The sequence below is a fragment of the Bradyrhizobium sp. 164 genome (assembly GCF_023073715.1).
In the GTDB taxonomy this organism is placed as follows: Bacteria; Pseudomonadota; Alphaproteobacteria; order Rhizobiales; family Xanthobacteraceae; genus Bradyrhizobium.
Window position 1 is genome coordinate 278,911 of sequence record NZ_JADPKA010000083.1, and the last position, 22,798, is coordinate 301,708.

A 22,798-nucleotide genomic window follows, 5' to 3' on the forward strand; every position below is an offset into this window, starting at 1 on the left:
AATGCCGCTCGCCGGGAAAGGCATGCTGCTGACCTCGATGAACATCGAGGCGGCCGACGAGGCCGATTTCAACCGCTGGTACGATCGCGAGCATCTGGAAGAGCGCGTCGCGATCGACGGCTTCCTGGAGGCGCGGCGCTATGTCGCGCATGCCGCCAATCCCAAATATCTCTGCCTGTATTCGACCGCCACGCTCGACGTGCTCGACAGCCCGGCTTACCGCGCGCGGCTTGCGAGCCCGACCGACTGGTCGCGGCAGAGCATGGCGCGTTTCAAGGACATGCTCCGCGTCGTCGCGCGCATCACCATCAGCAACGGCACCGGACGCGGCGCCGCGCTCGGCGTGGTGCGGCTGCGGCCAAGGCCCGACAACGCAGCGCCATGGCGTGATGCACTGCAAGACAAGCTGGCGCCGGACACGTGCGACGGCATCGTCTCCATGCACCTCCTGGAGAGCGAGCCCGAATTGTCGGGTGCAACGGCGGAAATTCCAGCGGTACGCCATGAAGGCGCGCGCGACTGGTTCGTGCTGATCGACGGCACCCATGTCGGCGCGGTCTCGGCCGTGATCGCCGAGCGCTTCACCGGTCCCGCCGCGGCGCCCTTTCCGCTTCCGATCTCCGTCGGCACCTATTGCCTGATGTGGGACCTCGCGAAGAGTGACCTTACGCGCAGCTAGCGCGCACACGCATCGCAACATGTTGCACCGCACGCACCTCGCGCGCCGCGTTGATGCTGTGCGCGCGTGGCTCCTATGAAAGGCGGTGATCGCGTAAATTTGCCGTTGTACTTCGGAGCCGTTCTAATAAGCTAACCCAATGATGCCATTCAGAAACCAGATCGAGACGCAATAAGCGTCCGCCAAGCTCAAGAAAAGGCCGCGGGGTCTTTGAGCCTGCGCGGACAGGGTAGGAATGAAACCGACCGATATCGCGGCCCCCGACTACTTTCACAAAGTGGTCGATTGCCAATGGGCCTGTCCTGCGCACACCCCGGTTCCCGAATACATCCGACTGATCGCACAAGGCCGCTACAGCGACGCCTACATGATCAATTGGAAATCGAACGTGTTTCCCGGAATTCTGGGACGCACCTGCGACCGTCCATGCGAGCCGGCGTGCCGCCGCGGACGCGTCGAGGAAACTCCGGTCGCGATCTGCCGCCTCAAGCGCGTCGCCGCCGACTTCAAGGACGATATCAAGCAGCGCCTGCCGCGACCCGCGCCGAAGAACGGCAAGCGCGTTGCGCTGGTCGGCGGCGGTCCCGCCTCGCTGACCGTGGCGCGCGATCTTGCCCCGCTCGGCTATCACTGCACCGTGTTCGATGCCGATCCGGAAGCGGGCGGCATGATGCGCACGCAGATCCCGAAATTCCGCCTGCCCAATTCCGTGATCGACGAGGAGACCGGCTACATCCTGGCTCTCGGCATCGAGTTTAGAGGCGGCCATCGCATCGATAGCATGCAGGCGCTGCTTGGGGAGAATTATGACGCGATCTTCGTCGGCTCCGGCGCGCCGCGCGGCCGCGAGCTCGACATTCCCGGCCGGAAAGAGGCAGCCGCCAACATCCATATCGGCATCGAGTGGCTGGCCTCGGTGTCGTTCGGTCATACCGACAAGGTCGGCAAGCGCGTGATCGTGCTCGGCGGCGGCAACACCGCGATGGATTGCTGTCGCACAGCGCGCCGCCTCGGCGGCGAAGACGTCAAGGTCGTCGTGCGCTCCGGCTTCGAGGAAATGAAGGCCTCGCCCTGGGAAAAGGAGGACGCGCTCCACGAGGACATCCCAATCCTCAACTTCCTCGTTCCCGTCGCCTTCATCCACGACAATGGCAAGCTCACTGGCATCACCTTTCAGAAAGTGAAGGCCGAATACGACGCCAAAGGCCGCCGCAACCTCGTTCCATCAGGTGAGCCCGACCAGACCTTCGAATGCGACGACGTCCTGGTCGCGGTCGGCCAGGAGAACGCCTTTCCGTGGATCGAGCAGGATTGCGGCATCGAGTTCGACAAATGGCACATGCCCAAGGTCGATCCGAAGACCTTCGTCTCGACCAATCCAAAAGTCTTCTTCGGCGGCGATGCGGCGTTCGGCCCGAAGAACATCATCTGGGCGGTCGCGCACGGCCATGATGCCGCGCTGTCGATCCACAAGATGCTCTCGGGCGAGGCTATCGAAGATCGCCCGCTGCCGGAGGTGCACGTCTCCTCGCAGAAGATGGGCATCCACGAATGGAGCTATGACAACGACATCTCCATCGACAAGCGCTTCAAGGTGCCGCATCGCGACAAGGTCGTCGCGTTGAAGGACATCCGCGCCGAGGTCGAGCTCGGCTACGACGTCAAACTCGCGCTCGGCGAGGCGCATCGCTGCCTGAACTGTGACGTGCAGACCGTGTTCTCGACATCGCTCTGCATCGAGTGCGATGCCTGCGCCGACATCTGCCCGATGGATTGCATCACCTTCACTGACAACGGCGAGGAAAGCGACCTGCGCCAGCGCCTGAAGGCCCCCGCGCCGCATCCCGACCAGGACCTCTACGTCTCCTCGGATCTCAAGACCGGGCGCGTGATGGTGAAGGACGAGGATGTCTGCCTGCATTGCGGGCTGTGCGCGGAGCGTTGTCCCACCGGCGCCTGGGACATGCAGAAATATTTCATCGAGATGACCCACGCAGGTTCAGCATGCCCGACAAAAAGCCGATCAGCAGCGTAAACGACTTCGTCGTCCGCTTTGCCAACGTCAACGGCTCGGGCTCGGCCAGCGCCAACGAGATGTTCGCGCGCGCGATCCTGCGCCACGGCGTTCCGGTCTCCCCACGCAACATCTTCCCCTCCAACATCCAGGGCTTGCCGACCTGGTACGAGGTGCGGGTGACGGAAGACGGCCATCTCGGCGCCCGCGGCGGCGTCGACATGATGGTGGCGATGAACCCGCAGACCTGGGACAAGGACGTCGCGGGCATCGAGCCCGGCGGCTATCTGTTCTACGATTCCACCAAGCCGATGCCGTCGAGCAAATTCCGCGACGACATCACCGTGATCGGCGTGCCGCTCACCGCGATCACCAACTCGACCTACACCGATCCGCGCCAGCGCCAGCTGTTCAAGAACATCATCTATCTCGGCGCACTCAGCGCGCTGCTCGACATGGATCCGAAGCTGATCGAGCAGCTGATCGGCGAGCAGTACAAGGGCAAGGAGAAGCTCTTGTCCTCCAACGTCCACGCGCTGCATCTCGGCCGCGACTGGGCACTCCAGAACCTGAAATGCCCGATCGGGCTGCGCGTGAAGAAATCGGACAAGGTCGGCGACCGCATCTTCATAGAAGGCAACAGCGCCGCCGCGCTCGGCGCCGTCTATGGTGGCGCCACGGTGTGCGCCTGGTATCCGATCACGCCGTCGTCGTCGGTGGCGGAGGCCTTCACCGCCCATTGCAAGAAGTACCGGCATGATCCTGAGACCGGCAAGGCGAAATACGCGATCGTGCAGGGCGAAGACGAACTGGCTTCGATCGGTATCGTCATTGGCGCCTCCTGGAACGGCGCGCGCGCCTTCACCGCGACCTCCGGCCCCGGCATCTCCTTGATGACCGAGTTCATCGGCCTCTCATATTTCGCCGAGATTCCGGCCGTGATCATGAACATCCAGCGCGCCGGCCCTTCCACGGGCATGCCGACCCGGACCCAGCAATGCGACATCATCGCCTGTGCCTATGCTTCGCATGGCGACACCAAGCATGTGCTGCTATTCCCGGAAGATCCGGCGGAAGCGTTCGAGTTCGCGGCTGCCGCGTTCGACCTCGCCGAGCGGCTCCAGACCACGATCTTCCTGATGCTCGATCTCGACATCGGCATGAACCACCGCCTCTGCCGTCCGCTGAAGTGGGACGATTCAAGGCAATACGACCGCGGCAAGGTGATGACCGCGGAAATGCTGGAGGAAGGCCGCGATTTCGGCCGCTATCTCGACGTCGACGGCGACGGCATCCCCTACCGCACCTATCCCGGCACACATCCTACCAAGGGCTCCTACTTCACCCGCGGCACCTCGCGTGACCGTTACGCGCGCTATTCCGAGGAAGGCACGGTTTATGCCGACAACATGCAGCGCCTGGTCCGCAAGTTCGAGACCGCCCAAGACCTGGTCCCGCGGCCGCTGCAGGCCAATGCGGAACGGCCGACCAAATACGGCGTGATCTATTTCGGCTCGACCTCGCCGGCGATGGACGAAGCCATCGGGCTGTTGGAAGCGCGCGGGCATCAGCTCGACCGCCTGCGCATCCGCGCCTTCCCGTTCCACTCCAGCGTCGCCAGCTTCCTCGCCGAGCACGACTTCGTCTACGTGGTCGAGCAGAACCGCGACAGCCAGCTGCGCCAGCTCATCGTCAACGAGAACGGCATCGACCCGGTCCGGCTCGTGCCGATCGTGCATTACGACGGCACCCCGATCACCGCCCGCTTCATCGCAAAAGCCATTGGCGACCATCAGGATCACCTCAAGGTGACCCCGCTCCGCAAGGCCGTGTCATGACCTACATTGCTAAGCCGAAATTCCATCATCCCGGACTGAAGCAGAACGAGCTCGGCTACACCCGCCGCGATTACGAAGGCAAGATTTCGACACTGTGCGCCGGCTGCGGCCACGATTCGATCACCGCCTCGATCATCGAGGCCTGCTATGAGCTCTCGATCGGGCCGCACCGGGTCGCAAAAATCTCCGGCATCGGCTGCTCATCGAAGACGCCGGACTATTTCCTCGGCAACTCACACGGCTTCAACTCCGTGCACGGCCGCATGCCCAGCGTGCTGACCGGCGCCAACCTCGCCAACCGCGATTTGATCTATCTCGGCGTCTCCGGCGACGGCGATTCCGCCTCGATCGGCTTCGGCCAGTTCGCGCATTCGATCCGGCGCGGCGTCAACATGACCTATATCGTCGAGAACAACGGCGTCTATGGCCTGACCAAGGGCCAGTTCTCGGCGACGGCAGACCGTGGCTCGAAATCCAAGAAGGGCGTCACCAACACCGACAACGCCATCGACCTCGTCGCGATCGCGCTGCAACTCGGAGCCACCTTCGTCGCGCGCTCGTTCTCCGGCGACAAGAGCCAGCTCGTGCCGCTGATCGCGGCCGCAATCCGGCACAAGGGCGCGTCCTTCATCGACGTCATCAGCCCCTGCATCGCCTTCAACAATCACGCCGGCTCGACCAAGAGCTTCGACTATGTCCGGGAGCACAACGACGCGGTGAACCGGCTCGACGTGCTGGTCGGCCGCGATCCGATCGCGGTGGACTATGCGCCGGGCACGGTGCAGCTGGTCGAGCAGCATGACGGCAACAAGATCGCCCTGCGCAAGATCGATGCCGATTACGACCCGCACGACCGTCTCGGCGCGATGACATTCCTGCAGAAGCACGCCGCCAAGGGCCAGATCGTCACCGGCCTGCTCTATGTCGACCCCGACGCGGACGATCTGCACGAGCACCTCAACACCGTCGAGACGCCGCTCAACTCGCTGGAGGCGGATACGCTCTGCCCAGGCTCGGCAGTGCTGGACAAGATCAATGCCAGCCTGCGGTGATCATTTGCTCCGCGCCGAGACCGTCGGCCGGATGCGTATCGTGATCTTCTCCGACGCGACGGGGGGCTCGAACGGATAGTGCTTGGCGTCGCCGAGCACCAATTGGAGCGTGTGAGTCCCCGGTGGAAGGTCGAGCATGGTTTCGGTCTGCCCTGCACCGAAATGCAAGTGCGACTTATCCTGCGGGATCGGCTCCTTGGGATCGATGGGATCGTTGACGTCGACCAGCAGATGGTGATGACCGGCGTTCTGGTAGTCGTCGCCGGCATGCGTCACGCCCATGTTGCGCAAGCCGAACCGGACCCAGAATGCACCGCGAATCTTTTGTCCGTCGCGCGGCGTGATGAAGTACAGCTTTGCATCCTTCGGCGCGGTCTTGCCCTGCGCACAGGCTGCGCCCGGGAGCAATGCGATGGCCGCCGCCAGTGCGACACAAGAAATGATCTTCATCAAATTGACTCCTGCACTTACGGACTGAGTGCGACACGGAATCCATGCGTGGGGTAACGGACATTGGTGTCGTAACCATCGCGGTTTGACGGCCGCACATATCTTGAGTCGTTCTTCCAAGAGCCCGACCTCAGGACATGAGAGCTGCAATCTCCGCTGCTCCACGCCGAGCCGTCGCTCGGCGCGCCCTGATAGGTCCTGTGCCAGCAGTCCTCGACCCACTGATCGATGCCGCCGCCCATGTCATAGAGCCCGAATGGATTCGGCTTGAAGCTGCCGACCTTGGCCGGCTGCTCGGTCGCAAGATCACCGCAATCCTTGCACCCGGCCATGCCCGGCTGAAGCTTGTCGCCCCACCAATATTTCGTCTGCGTTCCGCCGCGCGCCGCATATTCCCATTCGGCTTCGCTCGGAAGCCGGTAGGGCTTCTTCGTCGCCTGCGCAAGCCACGTGACATATTGCTGCGCATCGGTCCAGCTCACATTGCTGACCGGGGCATCGTCCTTGCCGGTGGCCGTGAATCCGCACGCCTTGGCGGCGGCGCATTCGTTCCACTCCTGCACCGTCACCGGATATTTGCCGATCGAGAACGGCTTGACCGTGACCTGGTGGACAGGCCGTTCGGTCGGATCGTCATTGCTTCCCATCGCGAAGCTGCCGCCGCGAATGGCGATCATCCCGGGTTCGCGGGGCGGCGCCGCCGATGGGCTGGGTGCCGGTGACGGCGACGCAGCCAATGACGGAGATGGTTGCGGCGTCTGGGTCGCCGCCTCGCGCGGCAGCGGCTGGGGGATCGGTGATGCGGCCGGAGAAGCGGTTGGCGTGGCGGCGTGCTCGTCGATCCTGCCGGGCTGCGCCAAGAAATACCAGAGCACGCCTGTGGCGATCACCATGACGGTAATGCTCAGGAGGAAGATCAGGACATTCTCGCGCCGGCCTCGCGTCCTGCCGACAGCATCTGCGTCCGGCAGCACGCGATAGACGCGCACCGGATCGGTGATGTTCTTGACCTTGCGGTCCCCAAGCGACTCATAGCCGCACACCACCTTGTGCTTGATCTGCTCGTAGATCGCGCCCGAAATATAGACCTGACCGGGCTCGGCAATGCCCTCAATGCGTGTGGCAATGTTGACGCCATCGCCGTAGACATCGTCCGGCTCTACGATCACGTCGCCGAGATTGACGCCAATTCGGTATTCGAGCCGCGAATGCTTCGGAAGCGAGGCGTTGCGGCCGAGGAGATTTTGTTGAATGACAATGCTGCATCGAACGGCCTCAACAGGACTGTCGAAAATGGCGATGAAACCATCGCCCGTCGTCTTCACCAGACTTCCGTGGTGCTCGACGATGCTGGGCTGGATGATATCCCGCTCGATCCGCTTGACCCGGGCATGCGTTCCCTCCTCGTCAGCCTGCATCATGCGGCTGTAGGAGGCGATGTCGCCGACGATGATCGCCGCGAGACGACGAGGCATGGGGCCGTGCGGGGGCGGCCCATCCTGATTTCCGGATCTGAAGTTGCGAATTTCGCCCATTGCGGGGGGACTCCACAAACTTACAAGGCAGCCCCAGCTTACGACAGCCAAGGCCGTCGTTCTGTGAAGGCTACCACATTGACGAACCGAGACAATGTCGCAGCAATCGCCAGCATCGAGTTCCGAAGGATCGAAGCGCAACACCGCTTGAACCTTCTTGATCCCGCCGATGACTAAGGCCCGGCGCGAAAGCACAGGGCCGAGGCCGCGCCGCCGATGGTCGCACGAGCGACTTGCTCAGCTTGAACGCGGTGCGCCTCGCCTGCGTCTAACAGACAGCAGTTCTGTCCGGGTGCGGTCGAGTTGTCACGCGCTCGAGGGCATCATGAAGCTCTCGATCGTTGCTGCCCTGACTTTGGCTGCGCTGAGCAGCGTCGCCCGTGCCGACAAGGCCGACGAATATCCGTGAGGCCAGCAAGGCCGAAGCCGAAACCTTCAATGCGCGCATGTATGCCGGCGCGCCCGGCAACAAGGCCTATGCCTGCTTCGTGCGGCGCTACGATACCGAGCACCTGGCGCGGCACCCGAAGCAGAAGGTCGCCGCGATGAAGCTGCTGATCTCCGCAGAGATCGAGGAGGACCAGGAGCTCCACAACTCCTTCCGCCTCGGCTTCAGGTACCGTCACCGCCCCGGCGATTTCGATTCCAGCGGTTCGTGTAGCCACGCCGTGTTCACCAAGAGCGGCAACGAGGTGCGTCGACTGCGAGGGCGGCGGCATCGGTGTTGCGCTATCGAAGGACGACAAGTCGGCAATCGTGCGGCTCGAACGGGTGCGGGTCTAGCAGAACAACAAGCCGGACCACGAGGCCGAACAATCGCTGGTGGCCGGCGCGGACGACAGGATTTTCCGCCTCGACCGTACCGACACGAGCGAGTGCGCCTCTCTCGTGACCGACCGCAAGGAACTCGCCGCATTGCGTCACGACTGATATGTCTCCGGCGAATTCGGTCAGTCGAGCGAGATCGCCGTGAACCGCCGCAACCTCTTGTGGAGCGCCGTCTCGGCGCTGGGCGCGGCGCTTGAGCCCTCGCCTGCACAAGCCGCCACCGAAGCCAGCGCGGGCAGCAGGTTGAGGACCTCACCCGACGCTTCGCGTCGACCTCTCCTGCAAGCAAGCGGGAGAGGTTAGAGGGAGCCCCCGGTGCCGACTTCTCACTCATTCGCATCGCACTTGACGCATCCATAACTCTATGGTTATGAGTTCATCATAACTTATGAGTTATGGATCCTCCATGTCCGCCGCTCACGACCTCCTATTCAGGACGCTCGCCGATCCGACGCGGCGGGCGATCTTCGAGCGGCTGTGCCGCGAGGGCGAGCAGACGGTCGGAGCACTGACCGCGCGATCCGGCGTGTCACAGCCGGCGGTCTCGAAACATCTCGGCGTCTTGAAACAGGCCGGGCTGGTGCGCGACCGCCACGAGGGACGCCAGACCCATTACAGCGCGCAGCCCGGCGCGCTCAATCCGCTGATCGACTGGACCAGCCAGATGGCCGGCTTCTGGCAGAGGCGGCTCGACGCCCTCGACGATCTCCTGAAGAGGATGGACCAATGAACGAAGCCTCAAGCGAAACGCGCTCCGTGGTGATCGAGCGCGAATTTGCCGCCCCGGCGGAGCGAATCTGGCGCGCGCTGACGCAGCCGCATCTGATCGAGGAATGGCTGATGAAGAACGACTTCAAGCCCGTCGTCGGCCACCGCTTCAATCTTCGCGGCGAATGGGGCGGCGTGCTGGATTGCGAGGTGCTCACTATCGAGCCGGAAAAGACGCTCGCCTATACCTGGAATTTCTCGCATCAGGATGCGGCGTTCGACCTGAAAAGCGTCGTGACCTTCACGCTGACACCGACGGGCGCAGGCACTCATTTGCGTGTCGAGCAGGCGGGCTTCAGCCCGACGCAGAAGCAGGCTTATGGCGGCGCGCATGCCGGCTGGAAGCAGTTCTTTGCCAAGCTGGACGAGCTGCTGGCGCGGGCAGGCTAGCTCCGTCGGCGTCCATCCGATCCATTTCAAAAGGAGGTCCCAATGAGCACGCATATCTGGATTCGACAGATTCATCGCTGGCTGTCGATGGCTTTCACGCTCGCCGTCATCGCGAACATCGTCGCCATGGCCATGCAGGTCCAGGCGCTCTGGATCGGCTTCCTGGCGCTCGTCCCGCTCATTCCGTTGCTTGCGACCGGGCTATATTTGTTCGCGCTGCCCTATGTCAGCCGCAGCAACGCGTGAACGAGGCGAGATGATGAAAAACGTTGGCAGCGCGAAGAAGCACAGCACGACAGACTCGACTGAAGCTTCACCCTCCAAGCTGATCGATGGCAGGATCAAGGAGCTTGGCGACTGGCGCGGCGAGATGCTGGGGCGAATTCGCGAGCTGATCAAGGAGGCCGATCCTGATGTCGTCGAGGAGTGGAAGTGGCGCGGCGTTCCCGTGTGGGAGCACGACGGCATCATCTGCACCGGCGAGACCTACAAGGCTGTGGTCAAGATGACGTTCGCCAGGGGCGCGGCGCTGGAGGATCCGGCGGGCCTGTTCAATTCCAGCCTCGACGGAAACGTGCGGCGCGCGATCGATATTCGCGAGGGCGAGAAGCTCAACGAGAAAGCGTTGAAGGCACTGATCCGCGCGGCGGTAGAGCTGAATGCGAGCAAGGTGAAGAAGAGACCGGTGAAGCGGCCGGCTTAGAATACAACGGCCATGTTGGTCACTTGAGCAGCCGCGGGCTCGCTTCAACCTCTTCCGCTTGCGGGAGAGGTTGGCGCGTAGCGCCGGGTGAGGGCTCTCTCGTCTGGGGGAGTCCCACTGCGGAGACACCCTCTCCCCAATCCTCCCCCGCAAGCGGGGAGCAAGCGCACCTTCGCCGGCGTCTAGCTGAGTCTCAGCCAATCAGGCGTCGCGCGTACCAAACCGCCTCAGGCCGCCGCGGTGATCGGGCGCGGGCTCACGACATATTCGCGCAGGACCTTGTCGTTCGCGTCGACCTCGATCAGTGCGACGTCATACGTCCAGAGATCGGCCAGGTGCTGGAGCACGCGCTTGGCGTCGGTCTCGTTGAGCTGCGAGCCTTTGATGACGTGGTGATGCAGGATCAGCCGGCGGTCGCCGGAGAGATCGACGTCGACGACCTCGATATTGGCGTCGATGTAGCCGACATCGTGCTGCCGTGCCAGCTCGCGGCGGACGCGGCGGAAGCCGCGCTCATCGTGGATGGCGTCGACCCGGATCCCCGCGCGCTCCTCGGGATCGTCATGCAGGTGGAACATGCGGAAGTGCCGCATCAGCTTCGGGCTCAGGAACTGGCCGACGAAGCTCTCGTCGCGGTAATTGGCCCAGACGTCGCGCAGCACGCCCATCACGTCGTTCTTGCCGGCGATATCGGGGAACCATTCGCGGTCCTCATCTTCCGGCCTGGTGACGATGCGCTCGATGTCCTGCATCATGGCGAAGCCGAGCGCATAGGGATTGAAGCCGGAGAAGCGCGGATCGTCGAATTCTGGCTGGAACACCACGTTGGTGTGCGACCCCAGGAACTCGAGGAAGTTGCCGTCGGTGATGCGGCCCTGCTCGTGCAGCTTGGTCATGATGCGGTAGTGGACGTAGGTCGCCGTCCCCTCGTTCATGACCTTGGTCTGGCTCTGTGGATAGAAATACTGCGCGATGTGGCGGACGATGCGCAGCAATTCGCGCTGCCACGGGGCCAGCCGCGGTGCGCTCTTCTCCAGGAAGTACAGCAAATTCTCCTGCGGCAAGCCGAGCAGCTTGCGGCGGCGTTCGACGCTGAGTGCGGACCGGCTCTTGGCAACCCCCTTCGGGACCGTGCGCCAGAGATCGTTGAAGACCTCCTCCTCATGCTGACGGCGGCGCCCTGCCCGCTTCTCTTCAGCGCGCAAATCGAGCTTCTTCTTGCCGGGATAGCGGTCGATACCGTGCGACATCAGCGCGTGCGCAGCGTCGAGCGTGCGCTCGACCTCGATGCGGCCGTAGCGCTCCTCGCAGCTCGCGACATAATTCTTGGCGAAGTCGAGATAATCCAGGATGCCGTCGGCGTCGGTCCACTGCTTGAACAGATAATTGTTCTTGAAGAAGTGGTTGTGGCCGAAGGCCGCGTGCGCGATCACCAGCGTCTGCATCGTCGCCGTGTTCTCCTCCATCAGGTAGGAGATGCAGGGCGAGGAGTTGATCACGATCTCGTAGGCGAGTCCCATCAGGCCCTTGCGATAGGAGGCCTCATGGAACGCAAAATGCTTGCCGAACGACCAGTGCTTGTAGAACAGGGGCATGCCGACCGACGAGTACGCGTCCAGCATCTGCTCGGCGGTGATGACCTCGATCTGGTTCGGATAGACGTCGAGCCCGAGATCCTGCAACGCCACCTCCTCGCAGGCATCGGTGATACGCTGCAAGGTGTGGAAATCCCAATCCGCGCCTTCGAACAAGCGTTCCGTCATGGAGCGGCCTTCTCCTGGCTGGTTTCGCGGCGTTGGAACAGGTCGTGGAACACCGGAAAGATCTCGCTGCGCTCCGAGACCTTGCGCATCGAGAGCGGTGCGCCGCTGCTGCGCAGGCGCTCGTAAAGGGTCCAGAGCGAGGAGTCGGAGAGATCGAAGGCACTACCGCCGGACTCGCCGACCTCGAGATAGGCAAAAAACTGACAGACCGGCAGGATCTTATCGGTCAGCAGCAGGCCCGTGAGCTCGCCGTCGGAATAGGAATTGTCGCCGTCGGAGGCTTGCGCGGCATAGATGTTCCAGTCCGCCGGATTGAAGCGCTCGCGCACGATCTCGTGCATCGCCTGGAGCGCGCTGGAGACCAGCGTGCCGCCCGAGGCCGGGCCGTAGAAAAAGGTCTGCTCGTCGACCTCTTCGGCGCGGTCAGTGTGCCGGATGAAGACGATCTCGACATGCTTGTAGCGGCGCTTCAGAAATACGTAGAGCAGCATGTAGAAGCGCTTGGCGAGATCCTTCATGTGCTCGGACATCGAGCCCGAGACGTCCATCAGGCAGAACATCACCGCCTGCGCCACCGGCCGCGGCACCGTCTCGAAGCGGCGGTAACGGATGTCGAGCGGGTCGATGAAAGGGATGCGCTTGGATTTCGCCTTGAGTTTTGCGAGCTTGTCGAGCAACTCGACGCGAACCTCCTCGTCGGTGCAGGCGGCGATCTCGGCCTCCAGCTCCTCGATCTCGCTCTTGCGGGGACGCCGGAGCGCGATGCGGCGGGCGAGTGCGAGCTGAACCGTCCGGCTCACTGAGATGTTGGCCGGCGAGCCCGAGGTGGTGTAGCCGGCGCGCTGGATGCCCTCGCTCTCGGTCTGCGCGATCTTGCGCTTGGCAAGATCGGGCAGTTCGAGGTCGTCGAGGAAAAGGTCGACGAACTCGTCGCGGCTCAGCACGAACCGGAAGGCATCCTCGCTGTCGCCCTCGCCCGGACCGGAATCCTTGGCGCTGCCCTGGCCCGAGCGCTGGAGATAGTCGCCCTCGACGAACTTCTTGTTTCCGGGCAGCACCATGTCGCGCGTGCCGCCCTCCCGGCGGAAGCGCGGCTCGTGCATTCCGTCGAGCGGGATCGTGACCTCACCACCCTCCAGGACGTCCTTGATGTCGCGTTCCTGCGAGGTCTTCTTGACGGCGCCCTGCACCAGGGATTTGGCCCGACGCAAGAACCGCTGCCGGTTCTCAAGACTCTTGCCGCCTGGATTCAGGCGCCTGTCAATAATGTGAATGGCCACTTTCCCATCCGCCTCAACCGGCCTGCTTCACGCGCATGTACCATTCGACGAGCCGGCGAACCTGACGCTCGGTGTAGCCGCGCTCCACCATGCGTGCGACGAACTCGCCGTGCTTCTTCTCCGTCTCGCCGTCCTTCTTGGACCCGAAGGAGATGACCGGAAGCAGATCCTCGACCTGGGAGAATATCCGCTTTTCGATCACATCGCGAATCTTCTCGTAGGAGGTCCAGGTCGGGTTCTTGCCGCCGTTCTGGGCCCGCGAGCGTAACGAGAATTTGACGACCTCGTTGCGGAAGTCCTTCGGGTTGGCAATGCCCGCCGGCTTCTCGATTTTGGTCAGTTCCTGGTTCAAAAGCTCGCGATCGAGCAGCTGGCCGGTGTCGGGATCCTTGAAGTCCTGATCCTCGATCCAGGCGTCGGCGTAATCGACGTAGCGGTCGAACAGGTTCTGGCCGTAATCGGAGTAGGATTCGAGATAGGCCTTCTGGATCTCGTTGCCGATGAACTCGGCATAGCGCGGCGCGAGCTCCGCCTTGATGAACTCGAGATAACGTTTCTCGGTTTCCTCCGGAAGCTGCTCGCGGCGGATCGCCTGCTCCAGCGCGTACATCAGGTGCACGGCGTCGGCGGCGACCTCCTGCGGGTCGTGATTGAAGGTCGCAGCCAGGACCTTGAAGGCGAAGCGGGTGGAGACACCGTCCATGCCCTCGTCGACACCGGCGGCGTCGCGATATTCCTGGACGCTGCGCGCCTTCGGATCGGACTCTTTCAGGCTCTCACCGTCATACACCCGCATCTTGCCGAACAGCGTGGAGTTCTCGTGCTTGCGCAAGCGCGACATCACCGAGAACCGCGCCAGCGTCTCCAGTGTCGACGGCGCGCAAGGAGCCGATGCGAGCTCGGAACCCTGGATCAGCTTCTCGTAGATCTTCTGCTCTTCGGTGACCCTGAGGCAGTACGGCACCTTGATGACGCAGATCCGGTCGATGAAGGCCTCGTTGTTCTTGTTGGCCTTGAAGCTCGCCCACTCGGCTTCGTTGGAATGTGCGAGGATGATGCCGGTGAAGGGGATCGCGCCGATGTTCTCGGTGCCGATATAGTTGCCTTCCTGCGTCGCGGTCAGCAGCGGATGCAGCATCTTGATCGGCGCCTTGAACATCTCGACGAACTCGAGCACGCCCTGGTTGGCGCGATTGAGGCCGCCGGAATAGCTGTAGGCGTCCGGATCGTTCTGCGCATAGGTCTCGAGCTTGCGGATGTCGACCTTGCCGACCAGCGAGGAGATATCCTGGTTGTTCTCGTCACCGGGCTCGGTCTTGGCGATCGCGATCTGCCGAAGCCGCGACGGCTGGATCTTGGCGACGCGGAATTGCGAGATATCGCCGCCGAAGGCTTCCAGCCGCTTGTAGCACCACGGGCTCATCAGTCCGGTGAGGCGCCGGCGCGGAATTCCGTACTTCTCTTCCAGCATCGGCCCGAGCTGATCGGGATCGAACAGGCTGAGTGGGCTCTCGAACACGGGCGAAAGTTCATCGCCGGCCTTCAGCACGTAGATGGGGTGCACTTCCATCAGCGACTTCAACCGCTCGGCGAGCGAGGATTTGCCGCCGCCGACCGGGCCGAGCAAATAAAGGATCTGCTTGCGCTCCTCCAAACCTTGCGCGGCGTGGCGGAAGAAACCGACGATGCGCTCGATGGTTTCTTCCATTCCGTAGAAGCCGGCGAAGGCCGGATAGGTGCGGATCGTGCGGTTCAAAAAAATACGGCCAAGGCGTGGGTCCTTGGCCGTGTCAATCGTCTGGGGTTCGCCGATGGCAGCTAGCAGGCGTTCGGCCGCGTTCGCGTATTTCATGGGATCGCTTCGACACGATTCCAGATATTCCGCCATCGATAAGTCGTGCTGGCTTCTCGCCTCGAACGACCGAGCGAAAGCGTTGAATAGAGAATCGTTGTACATGATCCCTCTCCGCGTGAGTTCCGCTACAAGCTGAAACGAATGCAGTTACCGGACCGTTCCTCAGGCCGTTTCGAATCAGCGTGAGCACATCACGATCATTGGACACCCGGGTGCCGGCTCGACGCAACGCACAACGTAGGCACTCGTTGAGTTACGAACAGGCACATGCCTGTAATTTGAGCGAATCTACATCCATATTGGCTCATTTCCAGAAAATGTCACTTGCTCGCAACATCCGGGCATTACCGGGGAGAAAGCTCATCCGGCGCTGCAGCATAGCGGTCTGCCAGCGGCGATCTTATGACGCTTGTACGGCGAAGCCTTGAGCGCCGCGTTCATCTTCCTGCTGCAATGCGGTGCGTGGACCGGCGGCAGCAATCGGGACAAGCGTGCAGCGACGTATCCAAATCGGTCGAACGGCTCTCCGATCGAAGACGATGCGATTGCCACGCGCAGATTTCTGCGCGCCGCGATCAACAGCCGCAGTGCGTCACGGGTTACGTCACTTCAGGATCGCAGCAGCCTCGATGCTCGTGGCCGGCGCAACGGATTGCGGAGCTTGGCAACGACGAGCATGAGAACGTCAGGATGTGCTGCATGCTTCTCAGCACAGCCATTTCGCCGCCGCGCGACAGACGGATCGGAGGCCGCCGGTGGCACTCCATGTCGCTGCCGGCTGCTGCCGCCTGGATCGCCATGATCGCGGCCCAGTTACACCTGAGGGTATGACTCCCGTCCCCTTGATTGGTTCCCTCGCGGGGGCATGTAAGCTAGAGCATAGCGCGTCAGGACCGGCGCGGAAACCCCTCGCCCGCAGGCTTGGAGATAGATAAACATCATGAATCCCGTCAAAGAACTGGAAAAGCACGGACAAGCCGTCTGGCTCGACTTCCTGGCCCGCGGCTTCATCGCCAAGGGCGACCTGAAGCGACTGATCGATACCGACGGCGTCAAAGGGGTCACCTCCAATCCCTCGATCTTCGAGAAGGCAATCGGCAGCTCGGACGAATACGATGCGCCGATCGGCAAGGCGCTGAAGCGTGGCGACCGCGCCGTGGCCGACCTGTTCGAAGCCGTTGCGGTCGAGGACATCCAGAACGCCGCCGACGTGCTGCGCCCGGTCTACGACCGCCTCAAGGGAGGCGACGGCTATGTCAGCCTGGAGGTCTCGCCCTATCTGGCGATGGACACCGCCGGCACGGTCACCGAGGCGCGGCGGCTCTGGAAGGACGTCAACCGCAAGAATTTGATGGTGAAGGTACCGGCGACGCCGGAGGGCCTGCCGGCGATCGAACAGCTCATCGGCGACGGCATCAGCATCAACATCACGCTGCTGTTCTCCAGGGACGTCTACCTGAAGGTCGCCGAGGCCTATCTCGCCGGTCTGGAGACATACGTCGCCGGCGGCGGCGACCCGTCGCATGTTGCGAGCGTCGCGAGCTTCTTCGTCAGCCGGATCGACTCGGTGGTCGACAAGCAGCTCGACGAGAAGATCGCCCGCGCCAACGATCCCTCCGAAAAGGAACGGCTCGCCGCGCTCAAGGGCAAGGTCGCGATCGCCAATGCCAAGATCGCCTATCAGGATTTCAAGCGCCTGTTCTCGGGGCCACGCTGGGACAAGCTCGCCACCAAGGGCGCCAAGCCGCAGCGCATGCTGTGGGCGTCCACCGGCACCAAGAACAAGGATTACAGCGATGTCCTCTATGTCGAGGAACTGATCGGCCCCGACACCATCAACACGGTGCCGCCGGCGACGCTGGACGCGTTCCGCGATCACGGCAAGCCGCGCGACAGCCTGGAAGAGAATGTCGACGACGCCCGCCGCGTGCTCGAGGAGCTGGAGCGCTCCGGCATTTCGCTCGATGCGATCACCGAGGAGCTGGTCAAGGACGGGGTCAAGCAGTTTGCCGATGCCGCCGACAAGCTCTATGGCACCGTCGCGCACAAGCGGGCCGTGGTGCTCGGCCCGGCGCTCGACGGCCAGCTGCTCTCGCTCGGCGACGGGCTCGGCAAGAGCCTGGCCAAGAGCACCGAGGAATGGCGCGCATCTGCCAAGATCCGCAGGCTGTGGGCGCGCGACAAGTCGGTCTGGACCGGCACCGACGAGGACAAATGGCTGGGCTGGCTCGACAGCGCGGCAAGGGCCGACATCGCCGACTACGAGGACTATGCGGGCCGCGTGAAGGGGCAGAAATTCTCCGACGCCGTCGTGCTCGGCATGGGCGGTTCGAGCCTCGGGCCGGAGGTGCTGGCCGAAACCTTCGGGAAAAAGCCCGGCTTCCCAAAACTGCATGTGCTGGATTCCACCGACCCGGCCGAAGTGCGGGCAGTGGAGGCCAGGATTGACATCGCCAACACCGTCTTCATCGTCTCCAGCAAGTCCGGCGGCACCACCGAGCCGAACGCGATGAAGGACTATTTCCATGAGCGGGTTGCCAAGGCGGTTGGGCCGAAGGTGAAGACCGGCCACCGCTTCATCGCGGTGACCGATCCGGGCTCGTCGCTGGAGAAAGCCGCGAAGAAGCTGAAATACGCCCGCATCTTCCACGGCGAACCCACGATCGGCGGCCGCTATTCGGTGCTCTCGCCGTTCGGCCTGGTGCCGGCGGCAACCGCAGGCATAGACGTCAAGACCTTCATCAAGCATGCGCTGGCGATGGCCCGCTCCTGCGGACCGGACGTGCCGCCATCCGAGAACCCGGGCGTGCAGCTCGGCCTCGCCATGGGCCTCGCCGGCCTTGAAGGCCGCGACAAGGTGACGATCCTGGCATCGAAGAAGATCGCCGATTTCGGCGCCTGGGCCGAGCAGCTGATCGCGGAATCGACCGGCAAGGAGGGCAAGGGCCTGATCCCGATCGAGGGCGAGCCGCTGGGCGAACCCGCGATTTACGGCGACGACCGCTTCTTCATCGACATCCGCATCGAAGGCGAGGCGGACGCGGCCCATGATTCCAAGCTTGCCGCGATCGAAGCCGCCGGGCATCCCGTGGTGCGGATCGTCATGAAGTCGATCGACCATCTCGGCCAGGAGTTCTTCCGCTTCGAGATGGCGACGGCCGTGGCCGGCAGCATTCTCGGTATCAACCCGTTCGACCAGCCGGACGTGGAAGCGGCCAAGATCAAGACCCGCGAGCTCACTTCAGAGTTCGAGAAGACCGGCGCGCTGCCGGCCGAGCAGCCGGTGGTCAGCACCGATGAAGCTGACCTCTACACCGATGAAGCCAACGCCACGGCGCTGCGCGCCGCCGGCGCCAATGGCGACCTTACCTCATGGCTGAAGGCGCATCTGTCGCGCTCGGGCCACGGCGACTATGTCGCCCTGCTCGGCTACATCGCGCGCGACAAGACCACCATCGACGCACTTCAGGCCATGCGGCTCGAAGTGCGCGAGAAGCGGCATGTCGCGACCTGCGCCGAATTCGGACCGCGCTTTCTGCACTCCACCGGGCAGGCCTACAAGGGCGGGCCAGATAGCGGCGTGTTCCTCCAGATCACCGCCGACGACGCCAAGGATCTGCCGGTGCCGGGCCAGAAGGCGAGCTTTGGGGTGATCAAAGCGGCGCAGGCGCGCGGCGATTTCGACGTGCTCACCGAGCGGGGCCGGCGCGCGCTGCGCGTCCACCTGAAGGGCGGGCTCAAGAAAGGTCTCGCGGCGCTCAACACGGCGCTTAACGACGCATTGGACTAAAGGAAGCTCTCACATGCAACTCGGCATGATCGGCCTCGGCCGGATGGGCGGCAACATCGTTCGCCGCCTGATGCGTCACGGTCATTCGACCGTGGTCTACGACAAGGACGCCAAGGCCGTCGCCGGCCTTGCCGCAGATGGCGCGATCGGCTCCGCGACGCTCGAGGAATTCATCTCGAAACTCGAGCGGCCGCGCACCGCCTGGGTGATGCTGCCTGCGGGGCGTATCACCGAGACCACGATCGAGACGATCGCGGGCGTGATGCAGGCGGGCGACGTCATCATCGACGGCGGCAACACCTTCTGGCAGGACGACGTCCGCCGCGGCAAGGTGCTGAAGGAGCGCGGCATCCACTATGTCGACGTCGGCACGTCCGGGGGAGTGTGGGGGCTCGACCGCGGCTATTGCATGATGATCGGCGGCGAGAAGCAGGTGGTGGACCGGCTCGATCCGATCTTCGCCGCGCTCGCGCCCGGCGCCGGCGACATTGCGCGCACGCCGGGGCGCGAGGGCCGCGATCCCCGCATCGAGCAGGGCTACATCCATGCCGGCCCTGTCGGTGCCGGCCATTTCGTCAAGATGATCCATAACGGCATCGAATACGGTCTGATGCAGGCCTATGCCGAAGGTTTTGATATCCTCAAGAATGCCAATATCGAGGCGCTGCCGGCGGACCACCGTTACGATTTCGATCTCGCCGACATTGCCGAGGTGTGGCGGCGCGGCAGCGTGATCCCATCCTGGCTGCTCGACCTCACCTCGACGGCGCTCGCCGACAGCCCGGCATTGGCGGAATATTCCGGCTTCGTCGAGGATTCCGGCGAAGGACGCTGGACCGTGAATGCGGCGATCGACGAGGCGGTGCCTGCCGAAGTGTTGACCGCGGCCCTCTACACACGTTTCCGCTCCCGCAAGGAACACACCTTCGCCGAGAAAATTCTCTCCGCAATGCGCGCCGGGTTCGGCGGCCACAAGGAGCCGAAGCAGCCCGGCGTGCCGAAGTCCAAATAGTTCGAAGCTGCAGTGAAACGTACTCAAGCGAAGGCCAACAATTCGTGACAAAAGACCCGCAGCCAAAGCGCAAGCCGGAAAATTGCGCCTTCGTCATCTTTGGCGTGACCGGAGATTTGACCCATCGGCTGGTGATGCCATCGCTCTACAATCTCGCCGCCGAAGACCTTTTGCCGGAGAAATTCTGCGTCGTCGGCGTGGGCCGCAAGGCACAATCGGATGACGAGCTGCGCGACAGCCTGATGAAGGGCCTGCGCGAGTTTGCAACGCGCCCGGTTGACGACGTCGTCGCAAAACAGCTGCTGCAATGCGTGACCTTCGTCGAGGCGGATGCGAAGGATCCGCCGTCGTTCGACCGCTTGGGCGAGCATCTCGACACGCTGGAATGCTCAGAAGGCACCGGCGGCAACCGGCTGTTCTATCTCGCCACCCCGCCAGCGGCTTTCGCGCCGACCGCGCGCGAGCTCGGCCGCACCGGCCTGATGAAGCAGAACGGCACCTGGAGGCGCCTCGTGATCGAGAAGCCGTTCGGCACCGACCTCGCCTCGGCGCGCGCGCTGAACGCCGAACTTTTGAAGATCATGGATGAGCACCAGATCTACCGGATCGATCATTACCTCGGCAAGGAGACGGTGCAGAACATTCTGGTGCTGCGCTTTGCCAACGGCATGTTCGAGCCGATCTGGAATCGCAACCATATCGACCACGTTCAGATCACGGTAGAGGAGAAGCTCGGCGTCGGCCATCGCGGCGGCTTCTACGATGCCACCGGTGCGCTCCGCGACATGGTACCGAACCATCTGTTCCAGTTGATGTCGCTGGTGGCGATGGAGCCGCCGAGTCGTTTCGACGCCCATTCCGTCCGCTCGGAGAAGGCCGAGGTTCTCACCGCGATCCAGCGGCCGAGCCAGCAGGAAGCGTTGAGGAGCTCGGTGCGCGCGCAATATCTCGCCGGCCGCATCGGCGACGAGGAGATTCCGGACTATCGCAAGACGGCGGACGTCAAGCCCGGCAGCACCACCGAGACCTATGTCGCGCTCAAACTGATGATCGACAATTGGCGCTGGGCCGGCGTCCCCTTCTATTTGCGCACCGGCAAGGCGCTGAGCCACAAGCGCACGGAGGTCGCGATCAAGTTCAAGCAGGCGCCGCTGTCGATGTTCTCAGGCACGACGGTCGACCGCCTGTCGCAAAACTTTCTCACCATTGGCATTGCACCGACCGAGACCATCGAGCTCCAGTTCAACGCCAAGATCCCGGGACCGAGCGTCACCGTCGACGGCGTCGAGATGAAGTTCCGCTATGGCGATTATTTCCACGCCGATCCCTCGACCGGCTACGAGACACTGATCTACGATTGCATGATCGGCGATAACATCCTGTTCCAGCGCGCCGACGGCATCGAGGCCGGGTGGGATGCGGTGCAGCCGTTCCTGGACGCCTGGCAAAGCGCGGGCACCAACGGCATCGAGACCTACAAAGCCGGCAGCGACGGCCCGGCCTGCGCGGACGAGCTGCTCCGGCGCGACGGACGAAGCTGGCGGAAGTACTCGTGATGGAAGCAGCCGAGCAGCCGAAGCTGATCGTCGCGGCCGACGCCGAGGCGTTGGCGCTTACCGCGGCCGAACGGGTTATGGCGCGGATCGCCGCCAATCCCTCGCGCATCGCAATCTGCCTCACCGGCGGCTCCAGCCCGAGGAAGCTCTATCAATTGCTCGGCAGCGATGCCTGGCGCGAAAGAATTCCGTGGGAGCGCGTGCACTGGTTCATCGGCGACGAGCGTTTCGTGTCGGAAAGCGATCCCCTCAACAACATGGCGGCCGCCCGCGCGACCTTCCTCGATCGCAGTGCGCCCTCAGGCCATATCCATCCGATCCCAACCACGGCCGAAAATCCTGATCGCGCCGCCGAGGCCTATGCTCGCGAGCTGCAAGCCTTCTATGGCGCTGACCGGCTCGATGCGGCACGGCCGCTGTTCGACATGGTCCTGATGGGCGTAGGCCCGGACGGCCACACCGCTTCGCTGTTTCCCGGCTATTCCGAAGTTGAGGAGACCGAACGCTGGGTCGTCGGGGTGCCCAAGGCCAGTGTCGCGCCGTTCGTCCCGCGGGTCTCGCTCACCCTGCCCGTTCTGGCATCCTGCCGCGAAATGCTGTTCGGGATCGCCGGGCACGACAAGCGGCCGATCTTGACGCGCCTCCTCAATGGCGAGACTCTGCCGGCGTTGCGCGCGCGTTCGAATGGTGAGACCGTTTGGCTGGTGGACCAGGCCGCGCTTCCGGAGGGAATTCGTGGCGGGCGTTGAAGCACCTTGTGCATTGATCGTGATGGGCGTGTCTGGCTCGGGCAAGAGCACGATTGCGGCGGCGCTCGGCGAGCGCCTCGGCTGGCGCTTCAAGGACGGCGACAGCTTTCATCCCGCCAGCAATGTCGAGAAAATGAAGGCGGGCCATCCGCTCACCGACGAAGACCGCTGGCCTTGGCTCAATGCCATCGCCGACGAGATCGCGCGGGTCTGCGGACGCGGCGAGCACGTCATCATCGCCTGCTCGGCGCTCAAACACGCCTATCGTGACGTGCTGCTGCGCGGACGCGACGACGTCCGCTTCGTCTTCCTGAAAGGCACGAAGGAGCTGATTGCCGAGCGGCTCGCCCACCGCAAGGGTCATTTTATGCCGCCCGAGCTGTTGACCAGCCAGTTCAACACGCTGGAGCCGCCGGAGGCGGGCGAGCACGTCATCACCGTCTCGATCGACGAATCCGTCGAGGCGATCGTGGACGGCGTGGTGCGGCAATTGAGGTTGGGCGGGGCGAAGCGCTAAGGCCAAGATATCTGAATAA

General features: G+C 63.3%; 18 protein-coding genes and 1 pseudogene. 14 read left to right on the forward strand and 5 right to left on the reverse strand.

From position 1 onward, the window contains the following. Position 1 precedes the first annotated feature (1 nt). From IVB01_RS26525 to IVB01_RS26540, 4 genes are all read left to right on the forward strand, one after another. Positions 2-679, forward strand: coding sequence for a DUF4286 family protein (locus IVB01_RS26525; protein WP_247278358.1), 678 nt, complete (start codon positions 2-4; stop codon positions 677-679). A 235-nt stretch (positions 680-914) separates the two neighbouring features. Beyond that, entirely contained in the window at positions 915-2,714 is a 1,800-nt protein-coding gene (locus IVB01_RS26530; protein ID WP_247278357.1) for an FAD-dependent oxidoreductase, read from the forward strand. Beyond that, a complete protein-coding gene (locus tag IVB01_RS26535; protein WP_247278356.1) occupies positions 2,684-4,531 on the forward strand; it encodes a 2-oxoacid:acceptor oxidoreductase subunit alpha in 1,848 nt (615 codons plus the stop codon). Before IVB01_RS26530 ends, IVB01_RS26535 begins: the two co-directional genes overlap by 31 nt. Next, positions 4,528-5,583 carry a 2-oxoacid:ferredoxin oxidoreductase subunit beta gene (locus tag IVB01_RS26540; RefSeq protein WP_247494988.1) on the forward strand — a complete coding sequence of 352 codons (1,056 nt, stop codon included), beginning with the start codon at positions 4,528-4,530 and terminating at the stop codon, positions 5,581-5,583. The genes IVB01_RS26535 and IVB01_RS26540 overlap by 4 nt, the downstream gene beginning before the upstream one ends. Here IVB01_RS26540 and IVB01_RS26545 read toward each other — a convergent pair whose 3' ends face one another. After that, positions 5,584-6,033: a DUF4399 domain-containing protein gene (locus IVB01_RS26545; RefSeq protein WP_247278354.1), complete on the reverse strand. Its 450-nt coding sequence runs from the start codon at positions 6,031-6,033 to the stop codon at positions 5,584-5,586. Between the two features lie 17 nt (positions 6,034-6,050). Further along, the gene (locus IVB01_RS26550; protein ID WP_247278353.1) at positions 6,051-7,568 is read right to left on the reverse strand and encodes an SUMF1/EgtB/PvdO family nonheme iron enzyme; all 1,518 of its coding nucleotides are present in this window, start codon (positions 7,566-7,568) and stop codon (positions 6,051-6,053) included. A gap of 325 nt (positions 7,569-7,893) precedes the next feature. On the opposite strand from IVB01_RS26550, the pseudogene IVB01_RS26555 reads away from it, so the two are divergent. The 5 genes and pseudogenes from IVB01_RS26555 (at position 7,894) to IVB01_RS26575 (ending at position 10,257) form a co-directional block, all read left to right on the forward strand. After that, positions 7,894-8,498 (forward strand): annotated as a pseudogene (locus IVB01_RS26555) (hypothetical protein). A 304-nt stretch (positions 8,499-8,802) separates the two neighbouring features. After that, the gene (locus IVB01_RS26560) at positions 8,803-9,126 is read left to right on the forward strand and encodes a metalloregulator ArsR/SmtB family transcription factor (RefSeq protein WP_247449812.1); all 324 of its coding nucleotides are present in this window, start codon (positions 8,803-8,805) and stop codon (positions 9,124-9,126) included. Next, positions 9,123-9,554 carry an SRPBCC domain-containing protein gene (locus IVB01_RS26565; protein ID WP_247278351.1) on the forward strand — a complete coding sequence of 144 codons (432 nt, stop codon included), beginning with the start codon at positions 9,123-9,125 and terminating at the stop codon, positions 9,552-9,554. Before IVB01_RS26560 ends, IVB01_RS26565 begins: the two co-directional genes overlap by 4 nt. A 42-nt stretch (positions 9,555-9,596) precedes the next feature. Then, on the forward strand, positions 9,597-9,800 hold the full coding sequence (locus IVB01_RS26570; protein ID WP_247278350.1) for a hypothetical protein: 204 nt from the start codon (positions 9,597-9,599) through the stop codon (positions 9,798-9,800). A 13-nt stretch (positions 9,801-9,813) separates the two neighbouring features. Then, positions 9,814-10,257 carry a DUF1801 domain-containing protein gene (locus IVB01_RS26575; protein ID WP_247278602.1) on the forward strand — a complete coding sequence of 148 codons (444 nt, stop codon included), beginning with the start codon at positions 9,814-9,816 and terminating at the stop codon, positions 10,255-10,257. A gap of 227 nt (positions 10,258-10,484) precedes the next feature. On the opposite strand, the gene IVB01_RS26580 is transcribed toward IVB01_RS26575, so the two are convergent. Genes IVB01_RS26580 through IVB01_RS26590 form a run of 3 tightly spaced genes read right to left on the reverse strand, consistent with a single transcriptional unit; the run spans position 10,485 to position 15,257 of the window. Then, positions 10,485-12,020 (reverse strand): SpoVR family protein, encoded by a 1,536-nt coding sequence (locus tag IVB01_RS26580; RefSeq protein WP_247278349.1) that lies wholly within the window; start codon positions 12,018-12,020, stop codon positions 10,485-10,487. Further along, positions 12,017-13,294 (reverse strand): YeaH/YhbH family protein, encoded by a 1,278-nt coding sequence (locus tag IVB01_RS26585; RefSeq protein ID WP_247278601.1) that lies wholly within the window; start codon positions 13,292-13,294, stop codon positions 12,017-12,019. The genes IVB01_RS26580 and IVB01_RS26585 overlap by 4 nt, the downstream gene beginning before the upstream one ends. Before the next feature lie 19 nt (positions 13,295-13,313). Then, positions 13,314-15,257 carry a PrkA family serine protein kinase gene (locus IVB01_RS26590; protein WP_247278348.1) on the reverse strand — a complete coding sequence of 648 codons (1,944 nt, stop codon included), beginning with the start codon at positions 15,255-15,257 and terminating at the stop codon, positions 13,314-13,316. 838 nt (positions 15,258-16,095) lie between these two features. Here IVB01_RS26590 and IVB01_RS26595 point away from each other — a divergent pair. The 5 genes from IVB01_RS26595 to IVB01_RS26615 are packed head-to-tail and all read left to right on the forward strand — an operon-like array spanning position 16,096 to position 22,779. After that, entirely contained in the window at positions 16,096-18,945 is a 2,850-nt protein-coding gene (locus IVB01_RS26595) for a bifunctional transaldolase/phosoglucose isomerase (RefSeq protein WP_247278347.1), read from the forward strand. A 13-nt stretch (positions 18,946-18,958) separates the two neighbouring features. Next, entirely contained in the window at positions 18,959-19,957 is a 999-nt protein-coding gene (gene gnd, locus IVB01_RS26600; protein WP_247278346.1) for a phosphogluconate dehydrogenase (NAD(+)-dependent, decarboxylating), read from the forward strand. A 44-nt stretch (positions 19,958-20,001) separates the two neighbouring features. Then, on the forward strand, positions 20,002-21,513 hold the full coding sequence (gene zwf, locus IVB01_RS26605) for a glucose-6-phosphate dehydrogenase (RefSeq protein WP_247278345.1): 1,512 nt from the start codon (positions 20,002-20,004) through the stop codon (positions 21,511-21,513). Further along, positions 21,513-22,262 carry a 6-phosphogluconolactonase gene (pgl, locus tag IVB01_RS26610; RefSeq protein WP_247278600.1) on the forward strand — a complete coding sequence of 250 codons (750 nt, stop codon included), beginning with the start codon at positions 21,513-21,515 and terminating at the stop codon, positions 22,260-22,262. Before zwf ends, pgl begins: the two co-directional genes overlap by 1 nt. After that, positions 22,249-22,779, forward strand: a complete 531-nt coding sequence (locus tag IVB01_RS26615) for a gluconokinase (RefSeq protein WP_247278344.1) — start codon at positions 22,249-22,251, stop codon at positions 22,777-22,779. The genes pgl and IVB01_RS26615 overlap by 14 nt, the downstream gene beginning before the upstream one ends. Positions 22,780-22,798: the final 19 nt, after the last annotated feature.